This window comes from Micromonospora sp. C51 (assembly GCF_018070435.1).
Taxonomy (GTDB): Bacteria; Actinomycetota; Actinomycetes; order Mycobacteriales; family Micromonosporaceae; genus Micromonospora; species Micromonospora sediminimaris.
On the sequence record NZ_JAGPXQ010000017.1, the window covers coordinates 42385 to 68018 of the forward strand.

23 protein-coding genes, 1 tRNA gene and 1 riboswitch are annotated in these 25634 nt (G+C 70.4%); of the genes, 16 read left to right on the forward strand and 8 right to left on the reverse strand.

Annotated elements, in window-relative coordinates:
* Position 1: 1 nt before the first annotated feature.
* From KBX50_RS18315 to KBX50_RS18325, 3 genes are read left to right on the forward strand one after another with little or no spacing between them, the layout of a single operon-like run.
* Entirely contained in the window at positions 2-1378 is a 1377-nt protein-coding gene (locus tag KBX50_RS18315) for a serine/threonine-protein kinase (protein WP_210938311.1), read from the forward strand.
* Positions 1375-3192 (forward strand): Stk1 family PASTA domain-containing Ser/Thr kinase, encoded by a 1818-nt coding sequence (pknB, locus tag KBX50_RS18320; protein ID WP_210938312.1) that lies wholly within the window; start codon positions 1375-1377, stop codon positions 3190-3192. The genes KBX50_RS18315 and pknB overlap by 4 nt, the downstream gene beginning before the upstream one ends.
* Complete coding sequence (locus KBX50_RS18325; RefSeq protein WP_307871007.1) at positions 3192-3890, forward strand: ElyC/SanA/YdcF family protein; 699 nt, start codon at positions 3192-3194, stop codon at positions 3888-3890. Before pknB ends, KBX50_RS18325 begins: the two co-directional genes overlap by 1 nt.
* Before the next feature lie 154 nt (positions 3891-4044).
* Here the strand turns inward: KBX50_RS18325 and KBX50_RS18330 are convergent, their stop codons facing one another.
* Genes KBX50_RS18330 through KBX50_RS18345 form a run of 4 tightly spaced genes read right to left on the reverse strand, consistent with a single transcriptional unit; the run spans position 4045 to position 8483 of the window.
* Complete coding sequence (locus KBX50_RS18330) at positions 4045-4695, reverse strand: aminodeoxychorismate/anthranilate synthase component II (RefSeq protein WP_210938313.1); 651 nt, start codon at positions 4693-4695, stop codon at positions 4045-4047.
* 5 nt (positions 4696-4700) lie between these two features.
* Positions 4701-5003, reverse strand: a complete 303-nt coding sequence (locus tag KBX50_RS18335) for a hypothetical protein (protein WP_210938314.1) — start codon at positions 5001-5003, stop codon at positions 4701-4703.
* Between the two features lie 2 nt (positions 5004-5005).
* Positions 5006-7666 (reverse strand): class E sortase, encoded by a 2661-nt coding sequence (locus tag KBX50_RS33645; protein WP_307871008.1) that lies wholly within the window; start codon positions 7664-7666, stop codon positions 5006-5008.
* Positions 7667-7673: 7 nt separating this feature from the next.
* Positions 7674-8483, reverse strand: a complete 810-nt coding sequence (locus KBX50_RS18345; protein ID WP_210938315.1) for a DUF881 domain-containing protein — start codon at positions 8481-8483, stop codon at positions 7674-7676.
* Positions 8484-8706: 223 nt separating this feature from the next.
* On the opposite strand from KBX50_RS18345, the gene KBX50_RS18350 reads away from it, so the two are divergent.
* From KBX50_RS18350 to KBX50_RS18365, 4 genes are all read left to right on the forward strand, one after another.
* Entirely contained in the window at positions 8707-8973 is a 267-nt protein-coding gene (locus KBX50_RS18350; RefSeq protein ID WP_093409169.1) for a cell division protein CrgA, read from the forward strand.
* A gap of 274 nt (positions 8974-9247) precedes the next feature.
* Entirely contained in the window at positions 9248-11443 is a 2196-nt protein-coding gene (locus KBX50_RS18355) for a (Fe-S)-binding protein (protein WP_210938316.1), read from the forward strand.
* Between the two features lie 252 nt (positions 11444-11695).
* Entirely contained in the window at positions 11696-12706 is a 1011-nt protein-coding gene (locus tag KBX50_RS18360) for an NlpC/P60 family protein (protein ID WP_210938391.1), read from the forward strand.
* A gap of 192 nt (positions 12707-12898) precedes the next feature.
* A riboswitch (cyclic di-AMP (ydaO/yuaA leader) is annotated at positions 12899-13032 on the forward strand.
* A gap of 12 nt (positions 13033-13044) precedes the next feature.
* Positions 13045-14079: an NlpC/P60 family protein gene (locus KBX50_RS18365; protein WP_307871009.1), complete on the forward strand. Its 1035-nt coding sequence runs from the start codon at positions 13045-13047 to the stop codon at positions 14077-14079.
* Positions 14080-14097: 18 nt separating this feature from the next.
* On the opposite strand, the gene dcd is transcribed toward KBX50_RS18365, so the two are convergent.
* Positions 14098-14676 (reverse strand): dCTP deaminase, encoded by a 579-nt coding sequence (gene dcd / locus KBX50_RS18370; RefSeq protein WP_169596777.1) that lies wholly within the window; start codon positions 14674-14676, stop codon positions 14098-14100.
* Between the two features lie 77 nt (positions 14677-14753).
* On the opposite strand from dcd, the gene KBX50_RS18375 reads away from it, so the two are divergent.
* Positions 14754-15290, forward strand: a complete 537-nt coding sequence (locus KBX50_RS18375) for a pyridoxamine 5'-phosphate oxidase family protein (protein WP_210938320.1) — start codon at positions 14754-14756, stop codon at positions 15288-15290.
* Between the two features lie 68 nt (positions 15291-15358).
* Here the strand turns inward: KBX50_RS18375 and KBX50_RS18380 are convergent, their stop codons facing one another.
* The gene (locus KBX50_RS18380) at positions 15359-16363 is read right to left on the reverse strand and encodes a zinc metalloprotease (protein WP_210938322.1); all 1005 of its coding nucleotides are present in this window, start codon (positions 16361-16363) and stop codon (positions 15359-15361) included.
* Between the two features lie 338 nt (positions 16364-16701).
* Here KBX50_RS18380 and KBX50_RS18385 point away from each other — a divergent pair.
* The 4 genes from KBX50_RS18385 (at position 16702) to KBX50_RS18400 (ending at position 19702) form a co-directional block, all read left to right on the forward strand.
* Positions 16702-16775: transfer RNA gene (locus KBX50_RS18385), tRNA-Gly, on the forward strand.
* Positions 16776-17096: 321 nt separating this feature from the next.
* Complete coding sequence (locus KBX50_RS18390; RefSeq protein WP_210938324.1) at positions 17097-17633, forward strand: phosphoribosyltransferase family protein; 537 nt, start codon at positions 17097-17099, stop codon at positions 17631-17633.
* Between the two features lie 160 nt (positions 17634-17793).
* On the forward strand, positions 17794-18714 hold the full coding sequence (locus tag KBX50_RS18395) for a hypothetical protein (protein WP_210938327.1): 921 nt from the start codon (positions 17794-17796) through the stop codon (positions 18712-18714).
* Between the two features lie 109 nt (positions 18715-18823).
* The gene (locus KBX50_RS18400; RefSeq protein WP_210938329.1) at positions 18824-19702 is read left to right on the forward strand and encodes an LLM class flavin-dependent oxidoreductase; all 879 of its coding nucleotides are present in this window, start codon (positions 18824-18826) and stop codon (positions 19700-19702) included.
* A 60-nt stretch (positions 19703-19762) separates the two neighbouring features.
* Here KBX50_RS18400 and KBX50_RS18405 read toward each other — a convergent pair whose 3' ends face one another.
* On the reverse strand, positions 19763-20194 hold the full coding sequence (locus KBX50_RS18405; protein WP_210938331.1) for an ASCH domain-containing protein: 432 nt from the start codon (positions 20192-20194) through the stop codon (positions 19763-19765).
* Positions 20195-20302: 108 nt separating this feature from the next.
* Between KBX50_RS18405 and KBX50_RS18410 the strand changes: the two genes are divergently transcribed.
* Complete coding sequence (locus tag KBX50_RS18410; protein WP_210938333.1) at positions 20303-20818, forward strand: alpha/beta fold hydrolase; 516 nt, start codon at positions 20303-20305, stop codon at positions 20816-20818.
* 77 nt (positions 20819-20895) lie between these two features.
* Here KBX50_RS18410 and KBX50_RS18415 read toward each other — a convergent pair whose 3' ends face one another.
* Entirely contained in the window at positions 20896-21447 is a 552-nt protein-coding gene (locus tag KBX50_RS18415) for a phosphoribosyltransferase family protein (RefSeq protein WP_210938334.1), read from the reverse strand.
* Positions 21448-21626: 179 nt separating this feature from the next.
* Between KBX50_RS18415 and KBX50_RS33390 the strand changes: the two genes are divergently transcribed.
* The 3 genes from KBX50_RS33390 (at position 21627) to KBX50_RS18430 (ending at position 25491) form a co-directional block, all read left to right on the forward strand.
* Positions 21627-22262: a septal ring lytic transglycosylase RlpA family protein gene (locus tag KBX50_RS33390; protein ID WP_210938335.1), complete on the forward strand. Its 636-nt coding sequence runs from the start codon at positions 21627-21629 to the stop codon at positions 22260-22262.
* Between the two features lie 100 nt (positions 22263-22362).
* Positions 22363-23490 (forward strand): PP2C family protein-serine/threonine phosphatase, encoded by a 1128-nt coding sequence (locus KBX50_RS18425; RefSeq protein ID WP_210938336.1) that lies wholly within the window; start codon positions 22363-22365, stop codon positions 23488-23490.
* Positions 23491-23634: 144 nt separating this feature from the next.
* Positions 23635-25491, forward strand: coding sequence for an acyl-CoA dehydrogenase (locus tag KBX50_RS18430; protein WP_210938337.1), 1857 nt, complete (start codon positions 23635-23637; stop codon positions 25489-25491).
* Positions 25492-25634 lie beyond the last annotated feature (143 nt).

Consider the following 25634-nt stretch of genomic DNA (forward strand, 5'->3'; position numbering starts at 1 on the left):
CATGCTCAGTCCCGGGGTGCAGCTCGGTAACCGCTACCGCCTCGACGAGCGGATCGCCAGCGGCGGCATGGGTGACGTCTGGCGCGGCACCGACCAGGTGCTCGGTCGTACGGTGGCGGTCAAGAGCCTGCTTCCGGCGTTGCTGGACGAGCCCGGGTTCGCCGAGCGGTTCCGCGGCGAGGCCCGCACCATGGCCACGATCAACCACCCGGGCGTGGTTGACGTCTACGACTTCGGCAACGACCAGCACATCGCCTTCCTGGTGATGGAGTACGTGGAGGGTGACCCCCTCTCGGCCACGCTGAGCCGGGTCGGCCGGCTCACCCCGGCGCGGACCATGGCGCTCGTCGCCCAGGCGGCGGACGCGCTGCACGCCGCGCATGTGAAGGGCATCGTGCACCGGGACGTGAAGCCCGGCAACCTGCTGGTCCGCCCCAACGGCACGCTGGTGCTGACCGACTTCGGCATCGCCCGGTCGGACCTGGTCGGGCAGCTCACCGCGGCCGGTTCGGTGCTCGGCACCGCCTCGTACATCTCGCCGGAGCAGGCCACCGGCCAGGTCGCCACCCCCGCCTCCGACGTCTACGCGCTCGGCGTGGTCGCCTACCAGTGCCTCGCCGGTCGGCGGCCGTTCGAGGGTGACAACCCCCTCGACATCGCCATGCGGCACGTCCGGGAGACGCCCCGACCGCTGCCCTCCGACATCCCGCCCCAGGTCCGCGCGCTTGTGGAGCGGGCGTTGGCGAAGGACCCGAAGGAGCGTTGGCCGAGCGCCGCCGCGCTGGCCGGTGCGGCCCGGCAGTTGAAGACCGCGCTGTCCCGGCAGGCCCGAGCCGGTGGGCAGGCCGCACCGATCTCTGCCGCGCCGGCCTCGCCGGCACCGGGCCGCGCGCAGGTTCCGCAGCCACCGCGTCCGGTCGCGGCCCCGCACTCCCCGGCCCCGGCGCACCCGCCGGCCGTCGGGCACCGGCCGCCGCCGGCTCATCCGCAGGCCCGTCCGCCGGTGGCTCCACACCGTCCCACTGCGGTGGCACCGGCCGCCGCCGGCTACCCGCGTGGCGCGGCCACGGTCCCGCCCGGGTACGCTCCGCAGCCGGGGCCATCACGCCCGGTGCCTCGACGGTCACGATCCGGGATGGTCTTCCTGGCCATCATGGTGGGCGCACTGGTCCTCATCTGCTCCGGCGTGATTTCCTACGAACTACGGAACAACCTCGGCGCGGGCACGCCGGATGGGGCTTCCGTGCCAACGGTGACGTCCGACGCGCTGCGGCCTGACGGGCGAGACGATCTGGTCGATACGGCGTACCGTCGACTGGATCAGCCCCGGATGGGCGGCGACGTGACGACGACGAGCGAAGGACGACAGACGCGATGACAGCGCAGGCCCGCCTGCTCGGTGGCAGGTACCAGGTCGGCGAGCTGCTCGGGTACGGCGGCATGGCCGAGGTGCATCGCGGTCGTGACCTGCGGCTCGGCCGGGACGTCGCGATCAAGATGCTCCGCGCCGACCTGGCCCGCGACGCCACCTTCCAGATGCGTTTCCGGCGGGAGGCGCAGAACGCCGCCTCGCTCAACCACCCGGCCATCGTCGCCGTCTACGACACCGGCGAGGAGCAGGCGCCGACCGGCGAGACGCTGCCGTTCATCGTGATGGAGTTCGTGAACGGGCGCACGCTGAAGGAGGTGCTCGGCGCCGAGGGCCGGTTGCAGCCCCGGCGGGCGCTGGAGATCTCCGCCGACATCTGCGCCGCGCTGGACTTCAGCCACCGGCACGGCATCATCCACCGCGACATCAAGCCGGGCAACGTGATGCTCACCCAGACCGGCCAGGTCAAGGTGATGGACTTCGGCATCGCCCGGGCGTTGGCCAGCGGCGCCACCACGATGACGCAGACCAGCGCGGTCATCGGCACCGCGCAGTACCTCTCCCCGGAACAGGCGCGCGGCGAGGCGGTCGACGCCCGTTCCGACGTGTACGCCGCCGGCTGTGTGCTCTTCGAGCTGCTCTGCGGTCATCCGCCGTTCGTCGGGGACAGCCCGGTCAGCGTCGCCTACCAGCACGTACGGGAGGCTCCGCCCACCCCGAGCGATCTCAACCCGGACGTCAACCCGGCGGTCGACGCGATCGTGCTCAAGGCACTGTCGAAGAACCCGTTGAACCGCTACCAGAGCGCCGGGGAGATGCGGGCGGATCTGCTCCGCGCGGCAGCCGGTCGGCCGGTGCTGGCGACCCCGGTGATGCGCGAGGACGAGACCGTGGCGATGGCCGCGGCCGGCCACCCCGGCTACCCGACGGGGGGCGCGACGCAGACCCGGCAGATTCCCGCCCGGGTGGGTGATCCGCGCCAGCGCAAGGCGTCGTCCTGGCTGATCGCCACGTTCGCCGCGCTCGGCGTGCTCGCGGTGATCGCCCTGGTCGCCGCGCTGCTGCTGAACCAGCGTGACGAGCCGCAGGACGTCGCGGTGCCGACGGTCACCGGGTTGACCCAGGCCGAAGCGTTCGCCCAGATCGAGCGGGACGGCTTCGTGCCGGCGCGCGGCGAACCGGAGTTCACCTCGGACTGCAAGGAGGGGACGGTCACCAACCAGTCCCCACCTCCCGGCGAGCGGGCGGAACCGAACAGCACGGTGACCGTACGCATCTGCGGCGGCAAGCCCGAGGTGACCATCCCGAACGGCCTCGTCGGCAGTACGCAGGAGGCCGCCAAGACGCAGCTCGAGAACCTCAAACTTAAGGTGGAGATCGAAGAGGCCAACAACGCGGCCACCGAAGGCCAGGTGTTGAAGGTCGACCCGCCCTCGGGTGAGAAGGTCGCGGAGGGCACCGAGGTCATCCTCACCGTGTCGAAGGGCAACGTGGCGACGGTGCCGTCGGTGGTCGGCCTGTCCCAGGCGGAGGCGGAGCGGACCCTGGAACGCGCCGGCTTCGACGTCGAGACCGAGCTGGGTCCGGAGCGCCCCGCGGACGAGGCCGGGCGGGTGGTCGACCAGAGCCCGAACGGCAACGCCGAGCGCACCAAGGGCAGCACGGTGAAGATCATCGTGTCGGTGCCGGAGCCGGAGGAGGACCCGGACCCGCCGACCCAGACCCCGCCGACCACCGGTGCTCCCACCACGCCGCCGCCGGATGACGACGGCGGCGACGGCGGTGGGCTCCTGCCCTCCTTCTCTCCGTTCCGTCTCGGGTAGTGACGCCGCCGACCCCTCCGGTCGACCTGGTGAAGCGCCGGCGGCGACGCCTGTTGCGGATGGCCGTACCGGTCCTTGTCGCGATGCTGCTGGCCGTCAGCCTGCCCTGGCTGTGGACGACAGTCGGTGCGCGCGGCCACGTCCACCCGGCGGCGCAGGCTCCGACCGCCGACGTGGTGATCGTCCTGGGTACCGCCGTGACGGAGGACGGCCGACAACCGGGGGTCCGGCTCGCCGGCCGCCTGGAGACCGCAGCCGAGCTGGTACGCAGCGGTAAGGCCCGGGTGGTCCTCGTGTCCGGCGACGGTGCGGGCGAGTCCGGCGACGAGCCGGCGATCATGGCCGCTCACCTGACCGAGCAGCTCGGTGTCGACCCGCAGCGCGTCGTCGCCGACCCGCACGGGCTGGACACGTACGACAGCTGCCTGCGGGCCCGCGAGGTGTACGGGATCGAGCGTGCCCTGATCGTCACCCAGTCCTATCACCTGTCCCGGGCGGTGACGCTGTGCCGGCACGTCGGCATCGACGCCGACGGCGTGACCGCCCGCTGCTCCGGCTGCGGCACCGGCCTGCTGGTGCGGAAGGCGGCTCGGGACTATCTGGCCAGCGGCAAGGCGGCCTGGGACGTCATCCGCGACCGGCCACCGGCCGTCACCTCACCCGCCGACCCCGCCATTTCCGACGCCCTGGCCCGCTGACCGCCCGGCAGCTCGGTCCGATCCGATGACGTCGGTGGGGATTCTGGTTGTGACGCTCGGGCTTCGAGGTCTCGACCGATCCCGGTCCGGAGGTACCCGTCGACCACCGGGGAAGTGGTCGACCAGGCCGGCGCGACGAAGGCGAACCTGACTCTCAGGTGGTGGCGAAGGCGGCGCGGCGGCGGGCGTCGACCTCGGCGGCCAGTTCCGGGGCGCGCTCCAGGGCGTCGGGGTGGCCGCAGGCGGCGAGCCAGTTGGCCAGCATCAGGTGACCGCCCTCGGTGAGCACCGACTCGGGGTGGAACTGGACGCCCTCGATCGGCAGCGTGCGGTGCCGCATCGCCATCACGATGCCGGAGGCCGTCCAGCCGGTCACCTCCAGCTCCGCCGGCAGGGTCTCCCGCAGCACGGCGAGGGAGTGGTAGCGGGTCGCCGTGAAGGGGTCGGGCAGGCCGGCGAGGACGCCGCTGCCGTCGTGCCGGACCTCCGAGGTCTTGCCGTGCAGCAGCTCCGGAGCGCGGGCGACGGTTGCGCCGAACGCCTCGCCGATGGCCTGATGACCCAGGCACACCCCGAAGATCGGCAGTTTGCCGGCGTACTCGCGGATCACGTCGAGGCAGATGCCGGCCCGGTCGGGCGTACCCGGGCCTGGGGAGAGCAGGATGCCGGCCGCGCCGACCCGGCCGACCTCGGCCACCTCGATCTCGTCGTTACGTCGTACCTCGCACTCCACACCGAGCTGGCCGAGGTACTGCACGAGGTTGAAGACGAAGGAGTCGTAGTTGTCGATCACCAGGACGCGCATCGGGCTCACTCGTCCTCGTCCGGCGGTGGGGTGTTGTTCCGGTCGGTTTCGTACGGCAGATCGTGCTCGTCGCCCGGTGGCGCGTCGTCGACCGCGCCGTCGTCCCCGGGCCCGACGTCGCCGTCCGGCGCACTCGGTACGCCGGAGTCGTCCTGGGTGACCTGCACGTCGTCGAAGGGCAGCAGCGGCTCCGCCCAGGGAAACACCACGTACCACAGCAACGCCACCATCGTGGTGGCGAGCAGCAGGCTGCCGACGAGCTTGCCGGGCAGCCCGAAGGGTAGTTTGCGCCAGATCCAGGCGTACATGGTCAGGTCCCCAGCTCCGCCGGGCGTCCCTCGGCCTTGGGCTGGGTACGCGTCAACTCGGCGTGAATGATCAGCCGCTGGTAGTTGTCGAACTTCGGGTTGCAGGTGGTCAGGGTCAGCATCCGCTTGGTCGGCTTCTCACCCGGTCGACCCGGCACCGGCGCCACCACCTCGACCTGCGTCGGCTTGACGATCAGGCTCTCGGTCACCTGGTAGACATACCACTCGTTCCGGCCTTCGACCAGGATCGGGTCGCCCTCGCGCAGCTCGTCAAGCCGCCAGAAGGTGGCCCGGTTCCGGTGCCCGGCCACCGAGAAGTTGCCCACCTGGCCCGGCATGGCGCTGTCCGGGTAGTGGCCCGGGGCGTACCGGATGTCCTGCTGGCCGACGCCCTCGACCACGATCCATTCCTTGTCGAACTTCGGAATGTAGAGGCCGGCGATCGGCGTGCCCTGCACCGCCGGCTTCGGCTTGGCGGACGGGCTGGCCGACGCCGACACCGTCGGGTCCGTCACCGGTTCGGGTGCCCACGCCTGGGCCAGTTGCTCGCTCAGCTCGCCCTGGTGGGCGTCGACGATCGCCGACTTGCCCCAGATCTCGTAGCCGGCGAAGAGCAGCACCACCAGGCCGAAGGTGATCAGCAGCTCGCCGCTGAACCGCAGACCGGTACGCACCCTCGACCACAGCGACGGGCGGGTCAGCTCCGAGTAGACGCTCTTGTAGCCCTCGCCCGTCTGATGGGCGCGAAGTTGCACCACCCGGTCGCCGCGCCGGGGCTTCGGTGCCTCGGCGGGCTGGTCGGCACCGTCGGACGGTTCCTCGCTCTTGGGCGGCCGGGGTACGGCACCCATCAGGGCGGTCGAGTCCAGTGCGGGCACGGCGTTCGGCCGCGCCCCGGTGACCGCCGGGATGAGGGCGGTCGCCGCCGGGTCGGCCGATCGGCCCGGCGCGGATGGCTGGCCGGGTGCGGAAGCTTGCCCCGGTGCCGTCGGCTGGCCGGGTGCCGCCGAACGGGCCTGCTGACCCGAGGTGGCGTTGACCGGACGGTCCGTGGCCGCCTGGCTGCCCAGCACGGCCGCGGTGCCGGGATGGCCGTTCGTCGCCCGGGTCGGCTCCGTCGCCCGGCCGCCATCAGCCGAGCCGGCACGGTCGCCGACCTTCGGCATCAACGCGGTCGGCCCCTCACCGGACCAGTCACCCTGGCCGGGTGCGTGGTCCGTCGACTGCCGTGGCGGCTCCACACCGGGCGAGCGTCGCCCCTCCGTCGACCGGGACGGTGTGGCCGGTGGCTGACCAGGCACCGGATACGCCGGACCGCTGCCAGCGGGCCGGTCCTGGCCGGCCGGCTCGGGGCGTGACACATGCGGTGCCGAGCTGTCCTGGCCAGCCTGCGCCGGCTGCGTCGCCGGGCCGTACGGAACCGGCCGTCCGGGATCAGACGGCCGCTCCGGGCCGCTGTTGCTCGCCGGTCCGACGTACGGCGGGTGCGGTGCCGGCGCTGCGCCGGCAGGTTGCCCGGCACCGGGACGCGGCGGGTGCGCGCCGTAGGGTGCCCCGAACTGCGGGGCCGGCACCGGTTGCGACGGCTGTGGTGACGAATCGGACGGTGGCGTGGCCGGCCGTACAGCGGCAGGTGGCGTGGTCCCGGCGGGCTGTCTCGACTGCTCGCCGCTGGGCCAGGTCCGGCCGCCGCTGGGCTGCGCCGTTCCGGTGCCGGAGCGGTTCGGACCGGGCGCCTGGGCTTGGGCACCGGGCCAGGGCGGCGGGGTGCCGACGGCTTGGCCGACGCCCGGTCGGGCCGCGGTGTCGGCCGGGTCCGTCCAGCCCGGCCGGCCGGCGGTGCCGGTGATACTCGGGTGACCGGCGTGGCCGGCGTCCGTGTCGGCCGGGCGGGTGCCGCTCGGCTGCTCCCGATCGCCCGCGCTCCGGGACGGCTGGAAGGCCCCGCGCCACGGCGTGGGCCCCACCGGAATGTCCGGCTGACCCGACGGCAGGGGTACGCCCTGCCACTGGCCGTTGGTCGCCGCGTCCGGCTGCCGGCTGGCGGCGTCACGAACCGGACCGGGCGCGGCGTCCCACTGGTTCGCCGTACGGTCGGGATCCACCACCTGTTGCCCACTCGGTGCCGGATCCCACTGGTTTGCGCTACGCCCGGTCGTCGCCGCAGCGTCCCACTGGTTCGCCCGGCGGTCCGTGGCCGGGGCGGTGTCCCAACGTCCGGGTGCGGTCGGCTGCTCCTGGCTGGGGCCGGCACCCCGACGGTCGGCCGTCGGCGCGTTGGTCCGCTCCGGCCCCGCAGGTGCGCTCCAGCCGGTCGGAACGCCGGGCGTGGTCGCGGTCCGGGCAGGTGGGTCCGTCGGCGCTGGTACGTCCCACCGGCCGGCCGGCGAGGTGGTCTCGGCGGCACCGTCGAACCGGCCGGAGTTGGTCGGCCGGTGGCCGTCCGGCGGTCGACCCTCGGCCGAAGCCTGATCGGTCGGACGCGGAGCCGCGGTCGGCGGATCGTGCGGTGCCTGCGACGGCCCGGACCGGGTGGGCGGCACCGGGTCGGGCCAGGCTCCCGTCGTGCGGGCGTCGGTGGACCCGCCCCGCTCGACCTTGGGCAGGAAGGCGGTGGGCTCGTCGGTCTGGTCGCGGTGCCGACCGTCGGACTGCGGGCTCACCGCGCGCTCACTGCGGCACCGCCGGCACCGTCGCCGAACGCAGGGTGGTGGAGTCCTCGAAGGCGGGCACCGTGACGGTGCCTGGGGTCTCTGAGTAGCCGAGTTGGTAGTTGTCGACCGCGTCCCTGAACCACCGGACTCCCTCGGAAGCGGCGAGGGCCTGCCGGAGTGCGGCGGGGTCGCCAATTGCTACGATCTTGAATGGCGGGGAGTACACCCGGCCGTGCAACAGCAGGGTGTTACCCACGCAGCGTACCGCGCTGGTCGCCAACACGCGCACGTTCATGATTGACATCGCCTCGGCACCACCGGCCCAGAGCGCGTTGACCACCGCCTGCACGTCGCCCTGATGGACGACCAGGTCGTCGTTGGAGGCCCCTTCGGGCAGATTGCTGAGCTGCGGCGCGTCGTTGAGCTCCACGGTCAGACCGGTACCGGTGAGGGCGGTGAAGCCGGCGGCGGCCCGACTGGCGTCGGCGCGCTGCTGCTGTTCCCTGATCGGACCGTCGGAGTTGGCCAGGACGGCCGTCCGGTTCTCCAACTCCCCGCGCAGCGTGGCGGCCCGCTTCTCGTTGGCCGCCACCTGTGCCCGGCGGTCCTCGATCAGCTCGGTCAGTTGGGGCCGGCGGTCCTCACGCAGAGTGGTGCCGCCCGCCGTCGTGGCCGTCGTGGTGAAGAGCAGGCCGGCCGTCAGGGCGATCAGCGGTACGCCTACCGACCAGAACGGCCGGCGTTGACGTGGCCGCCGGGGCAGCAACCCGGCGACGAGTCGTCGCAGCGCCTTCTGCCACGACGCTGCGCCGGATGTGTACTCCACGGGCCAGTCCCCCTCGTCATCGTGCTCCGACGCCACCCGGTGTGGGCGGGGCGCCGGCCGTGCTGCCCGGTTTTCCGGTGCTGCCCGGTACCGGTCTCACCTCATTCGTGGATCGGACGGGTCTTCCGGACTACGCTAGCTGTCGAACATTATTGGCCATGGACCGTCGCCCTCGCGCCCGGTTGTCAGGCCGGACGAGGTCGTAACCCCTCTGGAGAGCGCCGTGCCCAAGTCTCAGGTCCGCAAGAAGAAGGTGTACACCCCGCCTACGGACGTCCGCCCGACGGCGACGACCGCGGCCACCAACAAGCCCAGCCCGGTGTGGCTGCCGGTCCTGGCGGTGTCGCTGATCGTCTTCGGCATCGGCTGGCTGGTGGTCTACTACCTCTCCGAGCAGGAGTACCCGGTCATGGAGCTGGGGTACTGGAACCTGGCGGTCGGGTTCGGCGCGATGGTCGCCTCCCTGATCGTGCTTTCCCGCTGGCGCTGACCCGCAGCTCAACGCCCTGACTGTCCGGCACCACCGGCGGCCCGCCCGAGCGGCGGTGCCGTCGGCCTCCTAAGGTGTGCGCAGGGCAGCGTGGCCCCAGGTGCGAGATGACTCACGTTACTGCTGGGTAACCTTGCGCGTAGGCTGCACTGCATGACCGAGCGGAGCGAGGTCATCGACCGATCAGGTTGAGGTGCGGCGGCGTGGGTCGACGATCGCACCGACGCCCCGGTCGCCGAGCCGCTCGACAGGCAGCAACCGGGAGGCCAACTCGATGGGCAGCGTCCAGATCGTCACCACGATCCTCGCGGCCGCCATCACCGCTGTCGCGGTGTGGCTTGCGGTACGCGCGGTCTCGAAGATGGTGGCCGTCATCCGGCTGGGTCAGCCCGATCCGACCCGCTCCGACGACAAGGTCGGCCGCACCAGGACCATGCTGGCGGAGACCGCCGGGCACACCCGGATGCTCCGCTGGAGCGTGGTGGGCGCGGCGCACTGGTTCGTGATGGTCGGCTTCGTCGTGCTGTCGTTGCTGGTGCTTGAGGCGTACTTCGAGGTGGTCTCGCCGACCGGTGGGCTGCCGCTGATCGGTGGCTGGACCCTCTACGGGCTGGTCACCGAGTGGATCGGCATTCTGGGCGTTATCGGCATCGGTGTCCTGATCGGGATTCGGCTGGCGAACCGGCCGAATCGGGCGGGACGTCGGTCGCGGTTCACCGGCTCCACCATGTGGCAGGGCTACTTCGTCGAGGCGGTCGTCCTCGCCGTACTGGTCATGGGCTTTCTGATCCGCGGCTTCAAGGTGGCCACCGACCACTTCGAGTACCCCACCTGGGCCACCCCGCTCAGTCACGCGGTCGGTGCCCTGCTGCCAGCCTGGGACTCCGGCGTCAGCGTCGCCGCGCTCGTCAAGATCTCGATCTCGATGGCCTGGGTCATCGTCATCTCGTTGAACGTGACGATGGGTGTCGCCTGGCACCGATTCCTCGCCTTCCCCAACATCTTCTTCAAGCGCAAGCCGGGTGCGGCCGGCTCCGGCCTCGGCGCGCTGCGGCCGATGATGAGCGACGGCAAGCCGCTCGACTTCGAGGAGGCCGACCCGGAGAAGGACCAGTTCGGTATCGCCCAGGTCGAGCAGTTCACCTGGAAGGGTCTGCTGGACTTCAGCACCTGCACCGAGTGTGGCCGCTGCCAGTCGCAGTGCCCGGCCTGGAACACCGGAAAGCCGCTGTCGCCGAAGCTGCTGGTGCTCAGCCTGCGGGACCACGCGTACGCCAAGGCGCCCTACCTGCTGGCCGGCGGCGGCAAGGACCTCACCGGTGAGGAGAAGGCCACCGCCGCGCAGCTCGCCCACGTCGACGTGCTGGCCCTCGCCGAGGCGGAGAAGCCGCTGATCGGCGACGCCGAGGCCGGCGGCGTGATCGACCCCGACGTGCTCTGGTCCTGCACCACCTGCGGCGCCTGCGTCGAGCAGTGCCCGGTGGACATCGAGCACGTCGACCACATCGTCGACATGCGTCGCTACCAGGTCCTCATCGAGTCCAGCTTCCCCTCCGAGGCCGGCGTGATGCTGCGCAACCTGGAGAACAAGGGCAACCCGTGGGGCGCGCCGCAGAACACCCGTGAGGACTGGACCAAGGGGCTCGACTTCGAGGTGCCCCGGGTCGGCGAGGTCGAAGACTTCGAGTACCTCTTCTGGGTGGGTTGCGCCGGTGCGTTCGAGGACAAGGCGAAGAAGACCACCCGGGCCGTCGCGACCCTGCTCAACGAGGCGGGGGTCTCCTTCGCCATTCTCGGCGAGGGGGAGACCTGTACCGGCGACCCGGCCCGGCGGATCGGCAACGAGTTCGTCTTCCAGATGCTCGCCCAACAGAATGTCGAGACCCTGAACGAAGCGTTCGAGGGTCGGGAGAAGGCCAAGCGCAAGATCGTCGCAACCTGCCCGCACTGTTTCAACACGCTGGGCAATGAGTACGGCCAGCTGGGCGGTGAGTTCGAGGTGGTGCACCACACCCAGTTGCTGGCTCACCTGGTCGCCACCGGTCGGCTCACTCCGGTGCAGCCGGTCGACGGCGGCGTGACCTACCACGACCCGTGTTACCTGGGGCGGCACAACCGGGTCTTCACGCCGCCGCGCGAGGTGCTCGGCAGCGCGATCCAGGGTGAGCTGACCGAAATGCCGCGTAACAGCGAGCGCTCTTTCTGCTGCGGTGCGGGTGGTGCCCGTATGTGGATGGAGGAGCGCATCGGCAAGCGGATCAACGTGGACCGGGTCGAGGAGGCCATGTCCACCGGGGCGAGGACGGTCGCCGTCGGCTGTCCGTTCTGCTCGACCATGCTCAGCGACGGGGTCAACGGCAAGGGTGCCGGCGAGCAGGTCGAGGTGATCGACGTGGCCAGCGTCCTGCTCCGGTCGGTCAAGCCCGAGCGGGTCGGTGGCACCGGGGACAGCATGTCGGTGGCCGGCTGACCGCCGTCAAACGCATCGAGCGGGCGGCACCTCCACCAGTGCCGCCCCGCCCGGTTTTTAATTGACGTGCGTAACTGTAACGAATTGGTCGACACCCTTTGTGTGCGTACCGTCGCGCAAAGGTGAATGAGCCGTTGGTCGCCTTGATTCCCCACCTACCGTTCCCTAATGTTGGGCACCGACCGCCATGGGTCGTCTGTCCCCGCCCCTTACCGCTCGCGGGACGCCCAGTGGTCGGTTGCAAAGGAGACGCTGCCGGTGGCAACCATGCCCCTCCATCGTCGTGCGTCAGGGCGATCTCGTCCGGATGGCCTGCGTAGGGCCGCCCGTGGGCTGGTCGTCCTCGTCGCCGCCGCCGCGGTCGGTGCCGGCCTGCTCGCCGCCCCCGCGTACGCCGAACCCTCGGTCGACGAGATCGAGGCCCAGATCGACAAGCAGTGGGAGAAGCTGGAACCCACCATCGAGCAGTACAACAAGGTGCGCTCCCAGCTGCGGGTCAACAAGCAGAAGTCGAAGAGCCTGGAGAAGAAGATCCAGCCGCTGGCCCTGGAGACCGAGCTGGCGATGAACCGGGTCGCCGATCTCGCCTCCCGGTACTACATCACCGGCCCGTCCAAGGAGATCGGTGTTGTGCTGCTCAACTCCAAGCCGAACGAGCTCGGCGAGCAGATGGCCTTCCTTGACCGGCTCGCGTCGCAGGAGCGCCGCGAGCTCGAAGGCGTCATGAAGATCCGCAAGAAGTACGACGACCAGAAGGCCAAGCTCGACGCTCTGATCGCCGACCAGGAGACGAAGGCAAAGCAGCTGGCGGCGAAGAAGAAGCAGATCGACGCCGAGATCAAGCGGCTCGAACGGTCGCTGCCGGTGACCACGGTGAAGACCACCAACTGCCCGACCATCAACGGTGTGGTCAGTGACGCGGCCCGCACGGCCATCCGTACCGCGTGCGCGCAGGTCGGCAAGCCATACGTGTGGGGTGCCACCGGACCGAACTCGTTCGACTGCTCGGGTCTGACCCAGTACGCGTACCGGGCTGCCGGCATCTCGCTCACCCACTTCACCGGCGCACAGTGGAACGAGGGCAAGGCCATTTCCCGGTCCGACGCCCGTCCCGGTGACCTGGTCTTCTTCTTCAGCGACCTGCACCACGTGGGGCTCTACCTGGGCAACAACCAGATGGTGCATGCGGCCCGAGCCGGTAAGCCGGTCAACGTCTCGCCGATCACCACCATGCCGCTTGCCGGTTTCCGCCGACCCGGCTGAGCCGCCACCAGCGTCCGCTGAGCGGTCGCGCAGGATCTCCCGAGGGCCCCCGGTCAAGTCGACGGGGGCCCTCGGCATTGTCGGATGTCAGCACCCACAGTGACGGTGTGGTTGTGTTGCGTATCGACGCTGATCGTCCCTACGCTGGGCAATCGTCGGCCGCTGGCAGGTCCGTCCATCCGGGGCGGTAACGGTCCGACACCGCCGAATCGCTCGTGAGCGAGCCGGGGAACCAGGTACGCGGGGTGAATCCGTGCGGGTCACGGTAGGGCGCCCCTTCCCGCCCGAACCCGTCAGCTAACCCGGTAGGCGGTATGGGAGAAGGAGTGCTGAGCCCGGTGGCAGACCATGCCCCGCGGCCGCCGTCACCGCGTCCGGGATTGCCCGGCCGGCCGACGGATGCGCCGCGTTTTCGCTGGTACCGCTGCATCCCCGCCGCCCTGGCCGCGACCGCCGTGATGTTGACCGGCGGCGTGGCGGCGGCCTGGGCCGACCCCACGGTCGCCGACATCGAGCGCCGGATCGACGAGGACTGGAACCGGCTCGAACCCGTCATCGAACAGCACAACGCCACCCGGCAGGACCTGGCCGGCAAACGGCGGGAGGCGGACGCGCTGGCCGCTCGGATCGCGCCGCTGCAACGTCAGGTGGACCAGGCGATGGACCGGGTCGGCAAGCTCGCTGCCGGCGCGTACAAGGGCGAGCAGATACGGACCGTCAACGCGCTCCTCGGCAGCCGGTCGCCGGGTGAAGTCGTCGAGCAAATCGGCCTGCTCGACCGGTACGCACGCGTCCAGCAGCAGGACGTCCGGCGCGCGAGGGAGCTGCGCGACGAACTAGCCGCGGCCCGGGCCGGGCTGGACCAGACCATCGATCAGCTCAGCCGCACCGAGGCCGATCTCGCCGACAAGCGGCGACGAATCGACGCCGAGATCGACCGGCTGCAACGGCTCCGGCTACGGGCGTACGGAAAGGGTGGCGGTGGCCCGCTGCGGCCGGCACCCTGCCCGGCCAGCTACCCCGGCGGACCGGCCGGTGAGGCGGTCACCTTCGCCTGCGCCCAGATCGGCAAGCCGTACTCCTGGGGCGCCGAGGGGCCGAAGGCGTACGACTGCTCCGGGCTGACGCTGGCCGCATGGTCGCGGGCCGGTGTCGCACTGCCGCACAACGCGGCCAGGCAGCGCCGGGTCACCGCGTCGGTCAGTCGCGGCGCACTGCGCCCCGGCGATCTGGTCTTCTACTTCCGGGACCTGCACCACGTCGGCATGTACGTCGGTGGTGGCTGGGTGGTACACGCCTCCCGGGCGGGTCAGCCGGTCAAGATGAAGCGGCTGGACAGCAGCCCGGTGCACAGCTTCGGCCGGCCCGGCTGAGGATCGTCGGTTGCGGTGTCAGCGGATGGGCCAGGTGCGCCAGCTCTGCCAGGCACGACTCGGTGTCGGGCCGCGCTGGCCCTGGTAGCGGGAGCCGTAGACGGCCGATCCGTACGGGTGCTCGGCCGGCGAGGAGAGCCGGAAGATGCAGAGCTGCCCGATCTTCATGCCCGGCCAGAGGGTGATCGGCAGGTTGGCCACGTTGGACAGCTCCAGGGTGACGTGACCGGAGAAGCCGGGATCGATGAAGCCGGCGGTGGAGTGCGTGAGCAGGCCGAGTCGTCCCAGGCTGGACTTGCCTTCGAGGCGGCCGGCGAGCTGGTCGCCAAGCGAGATGACCTCAAGCGTCGAGGCGAGCACGAACTCGCCCGGGTGCAGCACGAACGCCTGGCCGTCGGGCACCTCGACGGCGGAGGTGAGGTCGTCCTGCCGGGTCGCCGGGTCGATGTGGGTGTAGAGGTGGTTGTTGAAGACCCGGAACAGTTTGTCCAGGCGTACGTCGATGCTGGAGGGCTGCACCAGCGTGGGCTCGAACGGTTCGAGCGCCAGGGTGCCCGCCTTGATCTCGGAGACCAGGTCACGGTCGGAGAGCAGCATCGCCACACCATAGCTGCCGGTATGCGACACGCGTGTCGGACTACCCGCTTCGAACGTGTGTTCGATAGGATGTCGGCATGGCTTCCTGGTCCGAATTCGCCGCTGACGAGCCTCGACTCGCCGACGGGATCCGCCTTCTCATGCAGCAGTACGGCCCCGGCTTCGGCTACCTGGCCACGGTTCGTGCCGACGGCGGGCCCCGGGTGCACCCGGTTTCCCCCGTGATCACCGACGACGGTCTCTACTGCTTCGTGATCGACTCACCGAAGCGGCGCGACCTGGAACGCGACGGCCGTTACGCGCTGCACTCGTTCCCGCCGGAGGAGAGCGACGACGAGGCGTACGTCGCCGGGCGCGCCCGGCCCGTCACGGACGACGCCACTGTCGCCCGGTTGGCGCTCGCCGCGTGGGCCGCCCCACACGCCGACTGGCGCCTCTTCGAGTTCACCGTCGACGTGGCGATGCTGGCCCGGCGCGAGCAGTCGGTGGGTGGGCCGAGCGAGTTGGCGTCCAGTCCGGCCGTCCAGGTCTGGCTAGACCCGGCCGGTGCCGCGCCTCAGGCCGTACGCCCGGTGCCGGCCCGCTCCGGCCGGCATCACCGCCGCGCCGCCTGACCCGCACGCGCAGGTGCCGGCCCCGTCCGACGGAGCCGGCACCTGCGGTACGCGGTGCGGCGCTGGCGCTATGCCGCGCGGTAGGAGTTCCAGGCGTTGATCATGCGGGTGGCCTGGCCCGCAGTGAACTGGTACATACATCCGTCGTACGAGTAGTCCATGAAGTTGGTGATCGGGTCGAGGCCCTGGCTGGAGCAGGTGTCCCGGCCGGTCGGGCAGCCGCTGGCCGGCGAGGCTTCGGCCGGGGTGTCCCCGACCTGGTCACCGCTGCCTGAGCAGCCACCCTGGAAGGTGTGGTAGAGGTTCAGCCAGTGGCCGACCTCGTGGGTGCCGGTGTCACCCTGGTTGTAGTTGGTGGCGGTGCCACCGGGCAGTGATTCGCTGAGCACGACCACGCCGTCCATGACGTTCAGGTTGCGCTGCGGGAAGGTCGCCCAGCCGAGCAGGTTGTTGCTGAGCGCGCCGAGGTAGATGTTGAGCGTCGACTTGCTGCCCTGGCGCAGTTGGGTCTTCATCTGCCGCTCGGCCGTCGAGCCCTGCCGGATCGGGTACCACGACGAGTTGGTCACCCGGTTGATGCTCTGCAACTGGAACGCGAAGGCGGTCGCGGCGCCACCGGTCGCGCCGCTGAACGACTGGTTGAGCACGTTGATCTGGGACTGGATCATCGAGTCGGGGATGTTTCCACCGGCCCGGGTCGTGTCCCGGCGGATCACGTGCACCACCACCGGAATGGTGACCGAGGCCGCAGCGGCCTGGGCGTTCAGCGTACGTTGGCCAACTCGCTTGGCTCGCTCCTGCAGGATGTCGGCGAACTCGGCCTCGCGCTGATGCACCTGGGCGAGGGTCAGCTGGTTCGGATCGTGCCCGGCGGCACCGCCAGCCTTGGCCCGAGCCAGGGTGCCCGTCGGATCCTCACACACCTCGTCGGCGGTGACGGCGGCCGCGGCCGGGCTCGCGGTCGTGGTTGCGGCCGGCAGTAGGCCGACCGTGGCCACGCCGAGCGCCAGCGCCAATGACGTCGATGCGATGCCGGCCATGCGCCGGTTCAGCAGGACGGGACGCAGTCCCATATGCCCACCTCTTTCTGGCGACGCGACCGGGGGTTGTGTCGCGTCGTGTGGAAAACGTGGGGCAGACGTTACAACCGATAGACAGATTTGAACATGGCCATATGTTGCGGTGGTGAAACTTCTTCCACCCCCGCCCGGTCTGCCCGACCGCAGGCGCCGGCCCCGCACGCCGAGGGGCGCCAAGATCCGTGCACCTTCGGGGATGTTGCTGCCTCCGACCCGTCTTCATGCAGCAAGCTCGGGGAAGTTGCGCGGAACGGGACGTTCGGCGGGCGACTCGTCGTCCGGTGGGGCCTGGGTGCGTCGGTCGGGGTGGCTCGGGTAGAGTGGTGCCGCCTGCGGGTGTAGTTCAATGGCAGAACATCAGCTTCCCAAGCTGACAGTGCGGGTTCGATTCCCGTCACCCGCTCCAACGCACGAAAGCCCTGGTCAGGACGCGAGTCCAGCCAGGGCTTCGTATTCCGCGGGCCGCGTACGCCTGACGGGCCTCCACGGGCCACTGGCCCACGCTTCCTGCCCGTGTCCTGGGGCTTGCCCGGTGCGCCGGCCGCCGGCATCCTGGCCTTCTTCCGTTCGGCCATCACCGCGTCCCCCACCGCCTGGACGATGGCCCGATCCGCCTCCGAAGGGGCGTGCTGGTAGATCAGGGCGGCCGTGGCCCATCCGACTACAGGCGGCAAGACGAGCAACTATTGCGTCGATCGTGGCAAGACTGGGCAGCCACACTTACACCATGTCCGACTCCGCACGTGGTCTGCTCCTGAAGCACTTCCGATGGATCGAGGGCCACGCTGACGTGTGGGCGATATTCCGCGATGCCACGGCACTCCGTCATGTCGTCGCAGGTCTGGTCGAACCGTTCAGGAACTCGGATGTCACCGCCATCTGTGGGATCGAGTCCCGGGGGTTCCTTCTTGGGGCCGCTGCGGCGGTGGAGTTGGGCGTCGGGTTCATACCAGTGCGCAAGCGTGAAGGGCTGTTTCCCGGCGACAAGATCACCGCGAGAGCCGAACCGGACTACCGCCAACGGTCGCACACCTTGCGCTTGCAGCGATCCTCACTCGGATCAGACGACCGGGTTCTGCTCGTGGATGACTGGATCGAGACAGGCAGCCAGGCGCTCACCACCAGACAGATGGTCGAGCAGTGCGGCAGCAGCTGGGTAGGGTGCAGCGTCCTGGTCGATCAGCTCCCTGACGATCGACGGGCGGCACTCGGCACTGTTATGAGCCTGGTGCGGGCGGATGAGTTGCCGGTGTGGACCGGCTAGCACTCCGTGCGAGGGCCCGGCCTGAGGGCGTGGGGCCCGACCGCTCGCGCGTGGGGCGAACTGTCCACTTTGACCGGTGGGACAACGCGCCCGGCTCGTCGTTCCTAGGCTCTCCCCGGCGAGGCGAGGAAAGCGCCCACTCCGTGGAGAAGAGGCATCCATGACCATGCGTACCAGTCGGGCCATCGCGGCGACGCTCCTTGCGGGTGCCGTCACCGCGGCCGGCCTGCTGACGGGAGCGACTGCCGCCCAGGCCGAGCCGGTGACGGCCGGCACCTTCACGATGACCGGGGACCCCGGCGACTGGGTCACCGGCGGCGCCACCTACAGCTACGACGCCGGGGCGGGAGACCAACTGTCGATCCGCGCCGACGACCTGCTTCGCGGGGTCTACCTGTCGATCAACGGCAGCAACGGTGACTGGTGGTCGATGGAGCTCAAGGCGCCGGCCGGGCAGCAGCTCGCCGTCGGGGACTATCCCGACGCCACGCGCGCGCCGTTCAGCGGCGCGGGCGCCGGCATCGACATCAGCGGCAACGGCCGGGGCTGCAACACCATCACCGGCTCGTTCGTGGTCGCCGATGTGGCGTTCGGCCCGCACGGGTACGTGGAGCGCCTCGACGCCACCTTCGAGCAGCATTGCGAGGGCGGCGAGCCGGCTCTGCGCGGCCGGGTCGTGATCGGCAATCCGCCGCCGCCGGCCCCGCTGGAGTTCACCGTCACGCCGGCGGCGGACGGCGTCTTCAGCAAGCTGAACGGCAAGGCCACGGTGCACGGCACCGTGGTCTGCAACGCGGACGCGACGGTGCAGCTCAGTGGCCTGGTCACCCAGGTCAAGAAGAAGATCATCATCCGTGGTCCGTTCAGCGGCCGGGTCGACTGCGTCGAGGGTGAGACTGCCCAGTGGTCCGCGACGGCGGACCCGACGGGCACCACCCCGTTCCAGAAGGGGAAGGTCGAGGTGACCGGCAACGCCTGGGCGAACGACCCGAACTACGAGGGCGAGATCGTCCAGGTCGAACTCGCACCGACCACGGTGACGCTGACCCGGGCACCGGCCGCCGTCGAAGCTCTCATGTGAGGGCTGGTCGAGGCAGCACGAGGGGCCCGGTCCGAGGGGAGGCAGACCCTGGGGCCGGGCCCCTTGCCGTGCCCCGCGGTGCGACCCGCGCCCGCGTACCATCGTGATCATGAGGTTTGGCATCGTGATCCTGCCCGACCAGCGCTGGTCGGTGGCGCGGCACCGCTGGCGGCGAGCCGACGAGTGGGGCTTCGACCACGCCTGGACGTACGACCACCTGGGCTGGCGCGACCTGGTGGACGGGCCCTGGTTCGACTCGATGACCACGTTGACCGCCGCCGCGACGGTGACCACCCGGATCCGTCTCGGCACGCTCGTCGCCTCACCGAACTTCCGGCATCCGGCGGCCTTCGCCCGGCAGGTGACCGCGTTGGACGACGTCTCCGACGGCCGGGCGCTGCTCGGCCTCGGCGCGGGCGGCATCGGGTTCGACGCCGCCGTCCTCGGCGGTGAGACGCTGCCCCCGCGGCAGCGGGTGGATCGGTTCGCCGAGTTCACCGAGTTGCTCGACGCTGTCCTGCGACAGGACGGCACCACCTGGCGGGGCGAATGGTTCGCGGCGGTCGACGCCCGGAGCAATCCGGGCTGCGTTCAGGAGCCCCGGGTGCCGTTCGTGGTGGCCGCCAACGGCCCCCGGTCGATGCGCATCGCGGCCCGCTTCGGGCAGGGCTGGGTGACCACCGGGCCCGCCGTCGACGAGCTGAACGACTGGTGGACCGGGGTGGCCGAGCTGACCACCCGCCTCGACGCGACCCTGGCGGCGCAGGGGCGTGACCCGGCCAGCCTGGACCGCTACCTCTCGCTGGACTCGGCACCGGTCTTCTCGTTGCGTAGCGCGCAGTTCTTCGCCGATCAGGTGGAGCGGGCGGCGAAGCTCGGCTTCACCGATGTGATCACGCACTGGCCGCGGGAGAGCAGCTGGTACGCCGGTGACGAGGCGGTCCTGGAGGAGGTCGCCACCCGCCTCCTGCCCGAGTTGCGTCGCTGAAGCTGGGCGCCGTCCGCCAGATGGGCGCAGGCCGGCGCGGGCTGCGAGCCGAATGGCCGCTCAGGTGCCGAGGTCGCCGGTGGCGATGCCGCCAGCTCCGGCGGACACCAGGCGGAAGCGTACGCAGGCGATCTCGCTGTCGTCGGTGACCGGGGTGCCGACGCGGGACCAGTAGGCGGCGTGTCCGGCCCGCCATTCCTCGATCGAGCGGTCGCCCTCCCCCTCGGCGCGGGCGAAGTCCCACGGCACCTCGGCGAACCGGGTCACCTCGATGTCGGTCACCTGGACGACGGCCACCAACCCGTCGGCGTCATCGACGAGGGCCAGCCGTTCTCCGACGTGCTCAAGTTCCTCGCCCTCATCGGCGTACTCGCTGAGCAGGCCGGCGGTGGCGGTCTTCACGCCGGCCAGCACAAGGGTGTTGAGGCGCGCCCGTAGCTCACCGGGGGTGCCGAGAGCCAGCGCGCGGAGTCCGCCGATCCGTGGCCACATCGTGTCGAGGCTACCGCTCGATCGCCGGCATCCGGTGCAGCCTGAGTGAGTCGTCCCGGAAGGGTGCGAATGGGGGTACGGTCGATGGCCGACGACAAGGAGATGTCCATGGCGGACCGACGTGCGGTGCTCATCCCGGGACGCGGGTACGACACCCGGTACCCCCTCTTTCTCTACCTGGGCGAGGCGCTGCGCCGGGTCGGTTTCGGGCTGCACGGGATCTCCTGGGAGGTGCCGGAGGACTTCGACATCGACACCATCGGCAGATGGGTGTGTGACCAGGTCTCCCCGACCTTGAACGAGCGGACGGACCTGTTGGTCGGCAAGTCGCTCGGCACCCTCGCCGCACCGCTCGCGGCCGTCCGGGGGCTGCCCGCGGTCTGGCTCACCCCGTCGCTGCACCGCGGCGACGTGGTCGACGCGCTGCGCCGGGCCACCGCGCCGTTCATCCTGGTCGGTGGCACCGCCGACTCGTCCTGGGACGGCGGAATCGCCCGGCGTCTCACCCCGCACGTGTTGGAGATCCCCGGCGCCGATCACGCGCTGATGGTGCCCGGCCCGCTGGCCCGCTCAGCCGAGGCGCTCGGCCAGGTCTGCACCGTGGTCGAGGACTTCGTCCGCTGACCCCGTTCATGAGGCCGTTGTCGCGCCACGCCGGAGCGAGGGGCAGCGACATCATGAGCAGCGGGATGAAGCGGGGGTCAGCCGGGAAGGTCGGGCGTGGTGAGGAGTGCGGTGATTCGTAGGGTGGCCGCCAGGGCTGGTGGACAGGTGGCGACCACGGCGGCGGTGCCGACCGGGTCGGCGCCCCGGGCCGCACAGATCTCGTAGATCGCGCGCACCTGAGCGCCGGTGTCGACCCAGTCGTCAACCACCAGCACCCGGTCGCCCGGACCCAGGTGCCGGTCACGCACCGCGAGGTCCAGCCGTCGACCGCGAAAGTCGGGGGGACTCTGCGCCCAGGTCAGCGAGCCGGCAGGCAACCGTCCGTCCCCCGGCTTGTGCGCCGCCACGAATCCCACGCCGAGGGCGGTGGCCGCCAGCGGCCCGAGCAGGAACCCGGTGACCGCCGGGGAGACGACCACCGTGGGCCGAGCCGCCCGGAACGGCGCGACCAGCGCAGGCCCCAGCTCGGCGAGCGTCGCCGGATCCCGCCACCACCCGGAGGTGTCGCTGACCAGGTGGCTCGCGCCCGGGCCGGGGTCGATCCACCCGAACAGCTCGATGAGGCGTCTGCTCAGCTCAACGGCCATGTCACCATCCTGCGTCACCCGCCAGTCGAACACCGGCCCTCCCGGCCCACCACGACTCGGATGATCGGCTTCACGTATCACCGCAATTGCGGTCAAAGCGCCATGATCACGTTGACTTCGGAAGTGCTTCTCTCGTTATGGTCCGACCCGGTTTGACCCGCTGAGAAAGGACCGGGCCGGTGGCTGGTAAGCACTCCCGTACCCGCAGGTTCACCTCGCCGGCCGGTCTCACGGCCAGCGCTGTGGTGGCGGTCGCGCTCGCCGTCGGCGGCACCGTCGGCGCCGTACGACTGACCGCCGACGCGGAGCCGGCTCGACCGGCCGCGATCGACCTGTCGCCCACCCTGGAAACGAGCGCCCCCACGACCAGCTCGCCGACCGCGTCGCCGACTCCCAGCGCCAGTGCCTCGCCGAGCCCGACGGTGAGCCCGACGCCGAGTCGTACCGTCCAGGCGCCGTCGCGGAGCAAGCAGCGTACGGCCAGCCCGAAGCCGAAGCCGACGGCCAAGAAGACGACGGCCCGCCCGGTGGTCGACACCGGCTCCTGCGGCGCGTCCTTCTACTGGCAGGGTCAGATGACCGCCAACGGCGAGACGTTCGACCCGGAGGGAATGACGGCCGCCCACAAGACCCTGCCCTTCGATACGAAGGTGCGGGTGACCAACCCGGCCAACGGCAAGTCGGTAATCGTCCGGATCAACGATCGCGGTCCGTTCATCGAGGGGCGTTGCCTGGACCTGGCCCGGGCCGCGTTCGCCGAGATCGCGTCACTCGATCTCGGTCACATCGAGGTCCGCTACGAGGTGCTCGGCTGACGCGGTGGAGCGCCGCGATCGGCTCCGGCTCCGGACCCTCGTGGCCAGATCCGTGTCGTTCGAGGGGCCAGGCTCATTCTTTCGCTCACGTACATCGGGCATGCTGTCGGATGTACGCACGCAACTCCTCCAGCCGGGCCGCGGCCCGCTGAGCCCCGGATCCCGCGCCGGCCTCGGCGCGGCCCTCGTCCTGCTCGCAATCGTGTCCGCGGTCGAGTTGGCCGACGGCCGTTCGGCGAACTACATCGCGCTGATGGTTGCCGCGCCGTTCCTGGCCGCCGCGCTCGCCTCCTGGCGGATCGTGCTCGGCGTCGGCGCCGCCGCCTCCGTGCTGGGGGCGACCTTCGCCCTGGCCGAGCGGACGGTCTCGGTCGCCACGGCCGTCGCCGTGGCCGGCATCGCGTTGGGTACGGGTATCGCGGGGGCGGTTGCGGCGGTACGGCAGCGGCAGGCGGAGCAGATCGCCGAGCTGTCGAAGCTGGCCATGGTGGCTCAACAGGCGGTGCTGCGCCCGCTCGGTCCTCGGGTGGGCGCTCTTTCCGTGGCGGGTCGGTACATATCGTCGACCGCCACGGCCGAGATCGGCGGCGACCTCTACGAGGCTATCGAAACTCCGTACGGCGTTCGGATGATCATTGGGGATGTGCGCGGCAAGGGGCTGGAGGCGGTCCGGCTGGCGAGCATCGTCCTCGGCTCGTACCGGCACGTGGCGTACGAGCGGGCCGATCTGCGGGCCGTGGTGACGGATCTGGACCGGGCAGTGGCGCGCAACGTCGGTGACGAGGACTTCGTCACGGCCGCGTTGGTCGAGGAGCGCGGTGGCACGCTCACCATCGTCAACTGTGGACATCCCGCTCCGCTGCTGCTGCGTCGCGGCGCGGTGATCTCGCTTGAGCCGCCGGCACCGGCGCCGCCGCTGGGCTTCATGCCGGTGGTCCGGCCACGGGTGGAGCGGCTGGAGCCGGGTGACCGGTTGCTGCTGTTCACCGATGGGCTCGGCGAGGCACGGCGGGACGGCGAGTTTTTCCCCACTGCGGATCGGGCCTGGCGGCTGCTCGGGCACGGTACGGTCGGTGACGGCCTCGCCTCCCTGGAGACCGCACTTGTCGAATGGGTGCACGGCCGGCTCGACGACGACATCGCGCTGGTCCTGATGGAGTACACGGGCTCGCCGGGCAAGGCAACGGCGGCGGTACCGAGTTGGGAGGTCGGTGCGGCCGAAGGGTGATCACCTTGAGGGCCTCGCAGGTGAACCTGAACGGCAGGTGTGTAATGCCTGTCACTATCAGGATCGACTTGTCGCTGCCTACCCGCGAGTAATAGAGTCAGGGTTACTGATCGGTAACACCTGTCCGGAAGCGGGGCCAGCGACATGACCCACTACAAGAGCAACCTTCGGGACCTCGAATTCAACCTGTTCGAGGTGTTCGGAGCGGACCGGGCGTTCGGCCAGGAGCCGTACTCCGACCTCGACGTCGACACCGCGCGGAGCTTCCTCGCCGAGGTCGACCGGCTGGCTCGGCAGGACCTGGCCGCCAGTTACCAGGACAGCGACCGCAACCCGCCGGTCTTCGACCCGGCCACGCACAGCGCGCCCCTGCCGGAGTCGTTCAAGAAGTCGTACCGGGCGTTCATGGAGTCCGAGTTCTGGCGCCTGGACCTGCCCGCGGAGCTGGACGGCACCAACGCCCCCCGGGCGCTGTGGTGGGCGCTCGCCGAGCTGGTGCTCGGCTCGAACGCGCCGGTCTGGATGTACGCCTCCGGCCCGTCCTTCGCGCACGTGCTGCACGTGGAGGGCACCGAGCAGCAGAAGAAGTGGGCCAAGCTCTTCATCGACCAGCAGTGGGGCTCCACGATGGTGCTCACCGAGCCGGACGCCGGCTCGGACGTGGGCGCTGGCCGGGCACGGGCGATCCCGCAGCCGGACGGCTCGTGGCACATCGAAGGTGTCAAGCGCTTCATCACCTCCGGTGAGCACGACCTGAGCGACAACATCGTCCACTACGTACTCGCCCGCCCGGTCGGGGTGGAGGGCGTGGGTGGCCCCGGCACCAAGGGCCTGTCGCTGTTCGTCGTCCCGAAGTACCACTTCGACGAGAACACCGGCGAGCTGGGCGAGCGCAACGGCGTCTTCGCCACAAACGTCGAGCACAAGATGGGCCTGAAGGTCTCCAACACCTGCGAGATCACCTTCGGCGAGCACGGCGTACCGGCCAAGGGCTGGTTGCTGGGCGAGAAGCACGACGGCATCCGGCAGATGTTCATGATCATCGAGTACGCCCGAATGATGGTCGGCACGAAGGCCATCGCCACCCTGTCCACCGGTTACCTCAACGCGTTGGAGTACGCCAAGAACCGGGTGCAGGGCGCCGACCTGACCCAGATGGCGGACAAGACGGCCCCCCGGGTGGCCATCACCGCGCACCCCGACGTGCGCCGCTCGTTGCTGCTGCAGAAGTCGTACGCCGAGGGTCTGCGGGCCTTGGTCCTCTACACCGCCACCTGGCAGGACAAGGTCGCCATTGCGGAGGCGGCCGGCGACGAGAAGGCCATCAAGCTGGCCAAGCGGGTCAACGATCTGCTCCTCCCGCTGGTCAAGGGCGTCGGCTCGGAGCGGGCGTACGAACTGCTCGGGCACGAGTCGCTGCAGACCTTCGGTGGCTCCGGCTTCCTCCAGGACTACCCGCTGGAGCAGTACGTCCGGGACGCCAAGATCGACACGCTGTACGAGGGCACCACGGCCATTCAGAGCCTCGACCTGATCTTCCGAAAGATCGTTCGGGACAACGGCAAGGCACTGATGGCCGTGGCCGGCGAGATCCAGGAGTTCATCGCCACCGAGGGGGGCAACGGCCAGCTCAAGGAGGAGCGCCAGGCGCTCGGCAAGGCGCTCGCCGAGATCCAGAACATGCTCGGCGTGATGACCGGCTGGTTGGGTGAGGCGCAGGGTGGGGACACCCGGGCGCTGTACAAGGTCGGGCTGAGCAGCCGGCGGTTCCTGCTGGCCCTCGGTGACGTGGTCGTCGGCTGGCTGCTGCAGAAGCAGGCCGACGTGGCGCTGAAGGCGCTCGCCGGTGAGGTGACGGCGGCGGACAAGGCGTTCTACACCGGAAAGGTGGCCGCTGCCCGGTTCTTCGCCCGCGAGGTGCTGCCCCGCACCGGCGCCGACCGCCGCATCATCGAAGGCACCGACCTAGACGTAATGGACCTCCCCGAAGAAGCCTTCTAACCCCCACCCCCACCCCCACCCCCACCCCACCCCAACCCGGTCTCGTTGATCATGAGGTTAGCGGCAGTTTGAGAGATCAACATCGCCGCTAACCTCATGATCAACCCCTTGGTCGTGGGGGTGAGGGGTGGGGTAAGTGGGGG

Excerpts from the sequence above, each read along its gene's own strand:
- KBX50_RS18415 (WP_210938334.1), bottom strand. The coding sequence starts at position 21,447 with ATGGCCGTTGAGCTGAGCAGACGCCTCATCGAGCTGTTCGGGTGGATC.
- dcd (WP_169596777.1), bottom strand. The coding sequence starts at position 14,676 with ATGCTGCTCTCCGACCGTGACCTGGTCTCCGAGATCAAGGCGGGCACC.
- KBX50_RS18425 (WP_210938336.1), top strand. The coding sequence starts at position 22,363 with ATGCTGTCGGATGTACGCACGCAACTCCTCCAGCCGGGCCGCGGCCCG.
- KBX50_RS18405 (WP_210938331.1), bottom strand. The coding sequence starts at position 20,194 with ATGTGGCCACGGATCGGCGGACTCCGCGCGCTGGCTCTCGGCACCCCC.
- KBX50_RS18430 (WP_210938337.1), top strand. The coding sequence starts at position 23,635 with ATGACCCACTACAAGAGCAACCTTCGGGACCTCGAATTCAACCTGTTC.
- KBX50_RS18390 (WP_210938324.1), top strand. The coding sequence starts at position 17,097 with ATGTCCGACTCCGCACGTGGTCTGCTCCTGAAGCACTTCCGATGGATC.
- KBX50_RS18335 (WP_210938314.1), bottom strand. The coding sequence starts at position 5,003 with ATGTACGCCTGGATCTGGCGCAAACTACCCTTCGGGCTGCCCGGCAAG.
- KBX50_RS18380 (WP_210938322.1), bottom strand. The coding sequence starts at position 16,363 with ATGGGACTGCGTCCCGTCCTGCTGAACCGGCGCATGGCCGGCATCGCA.
- KBX50_RS18410 (WP_210938333.1), top strand. The coding sequence starts at position 20,303 with ATGGCGGACCGACGTGCGGTGCTCATCCCGGGACGCGGGTACGACACC.
- pknB (WP_210938312.1), top strand. The coding sequence starts at position 1,375 with ATGACAGCGCAGGCCCGCCTGCTCGGTGGCAGGTACCAGGTCGGCGAG.
- KBX50_RS18400 (WP_210938329.1), top strand. The coding sequence starts at position 18,824 with ATGAGGTTTGGCATCGTGATCCTGCCCGACCAGCGCTGGTCGGTGGCG.
- KBX50_RS18395 (WP_210938327.1), top strand. The coding sequence starts at position 17,794 with ATGACCATGCGTACCAGTCGGGCCATCGCGGCGACGCTCCTTGCGGGT.
- KBX50_RS18330 (WP_210938313.1), bottom strand. The coding sequence starts at position 4,695 with ATGCGCGTCCTGGTGATCGACAACTACGACTCCTTCGTCTTCAACCTC.
- KBX50_RS18375 (WP_210938320.1), top strand. The coding sequence starts at position 14,754 with ATGGCTTCCTGGTCCGAATTCGCCGCTGACGAGCCTCGACTCGCCGAC.
- KBX50_RS18315 (WP_210938311.1), top strand. The coding sequence starts at position 2 with ATGCTCAGTCCCGGGGTGCAGCTCGGTAACCGCTACCGCCTCGACGAG.
- KBX50_RS18355 (WP_210938316.1), top strand. The coding sequence starts at position 9,248 with ATGGGCAGCGTCCAGATCGTCACCACGATCCTCGCGGCCGCCATCACC.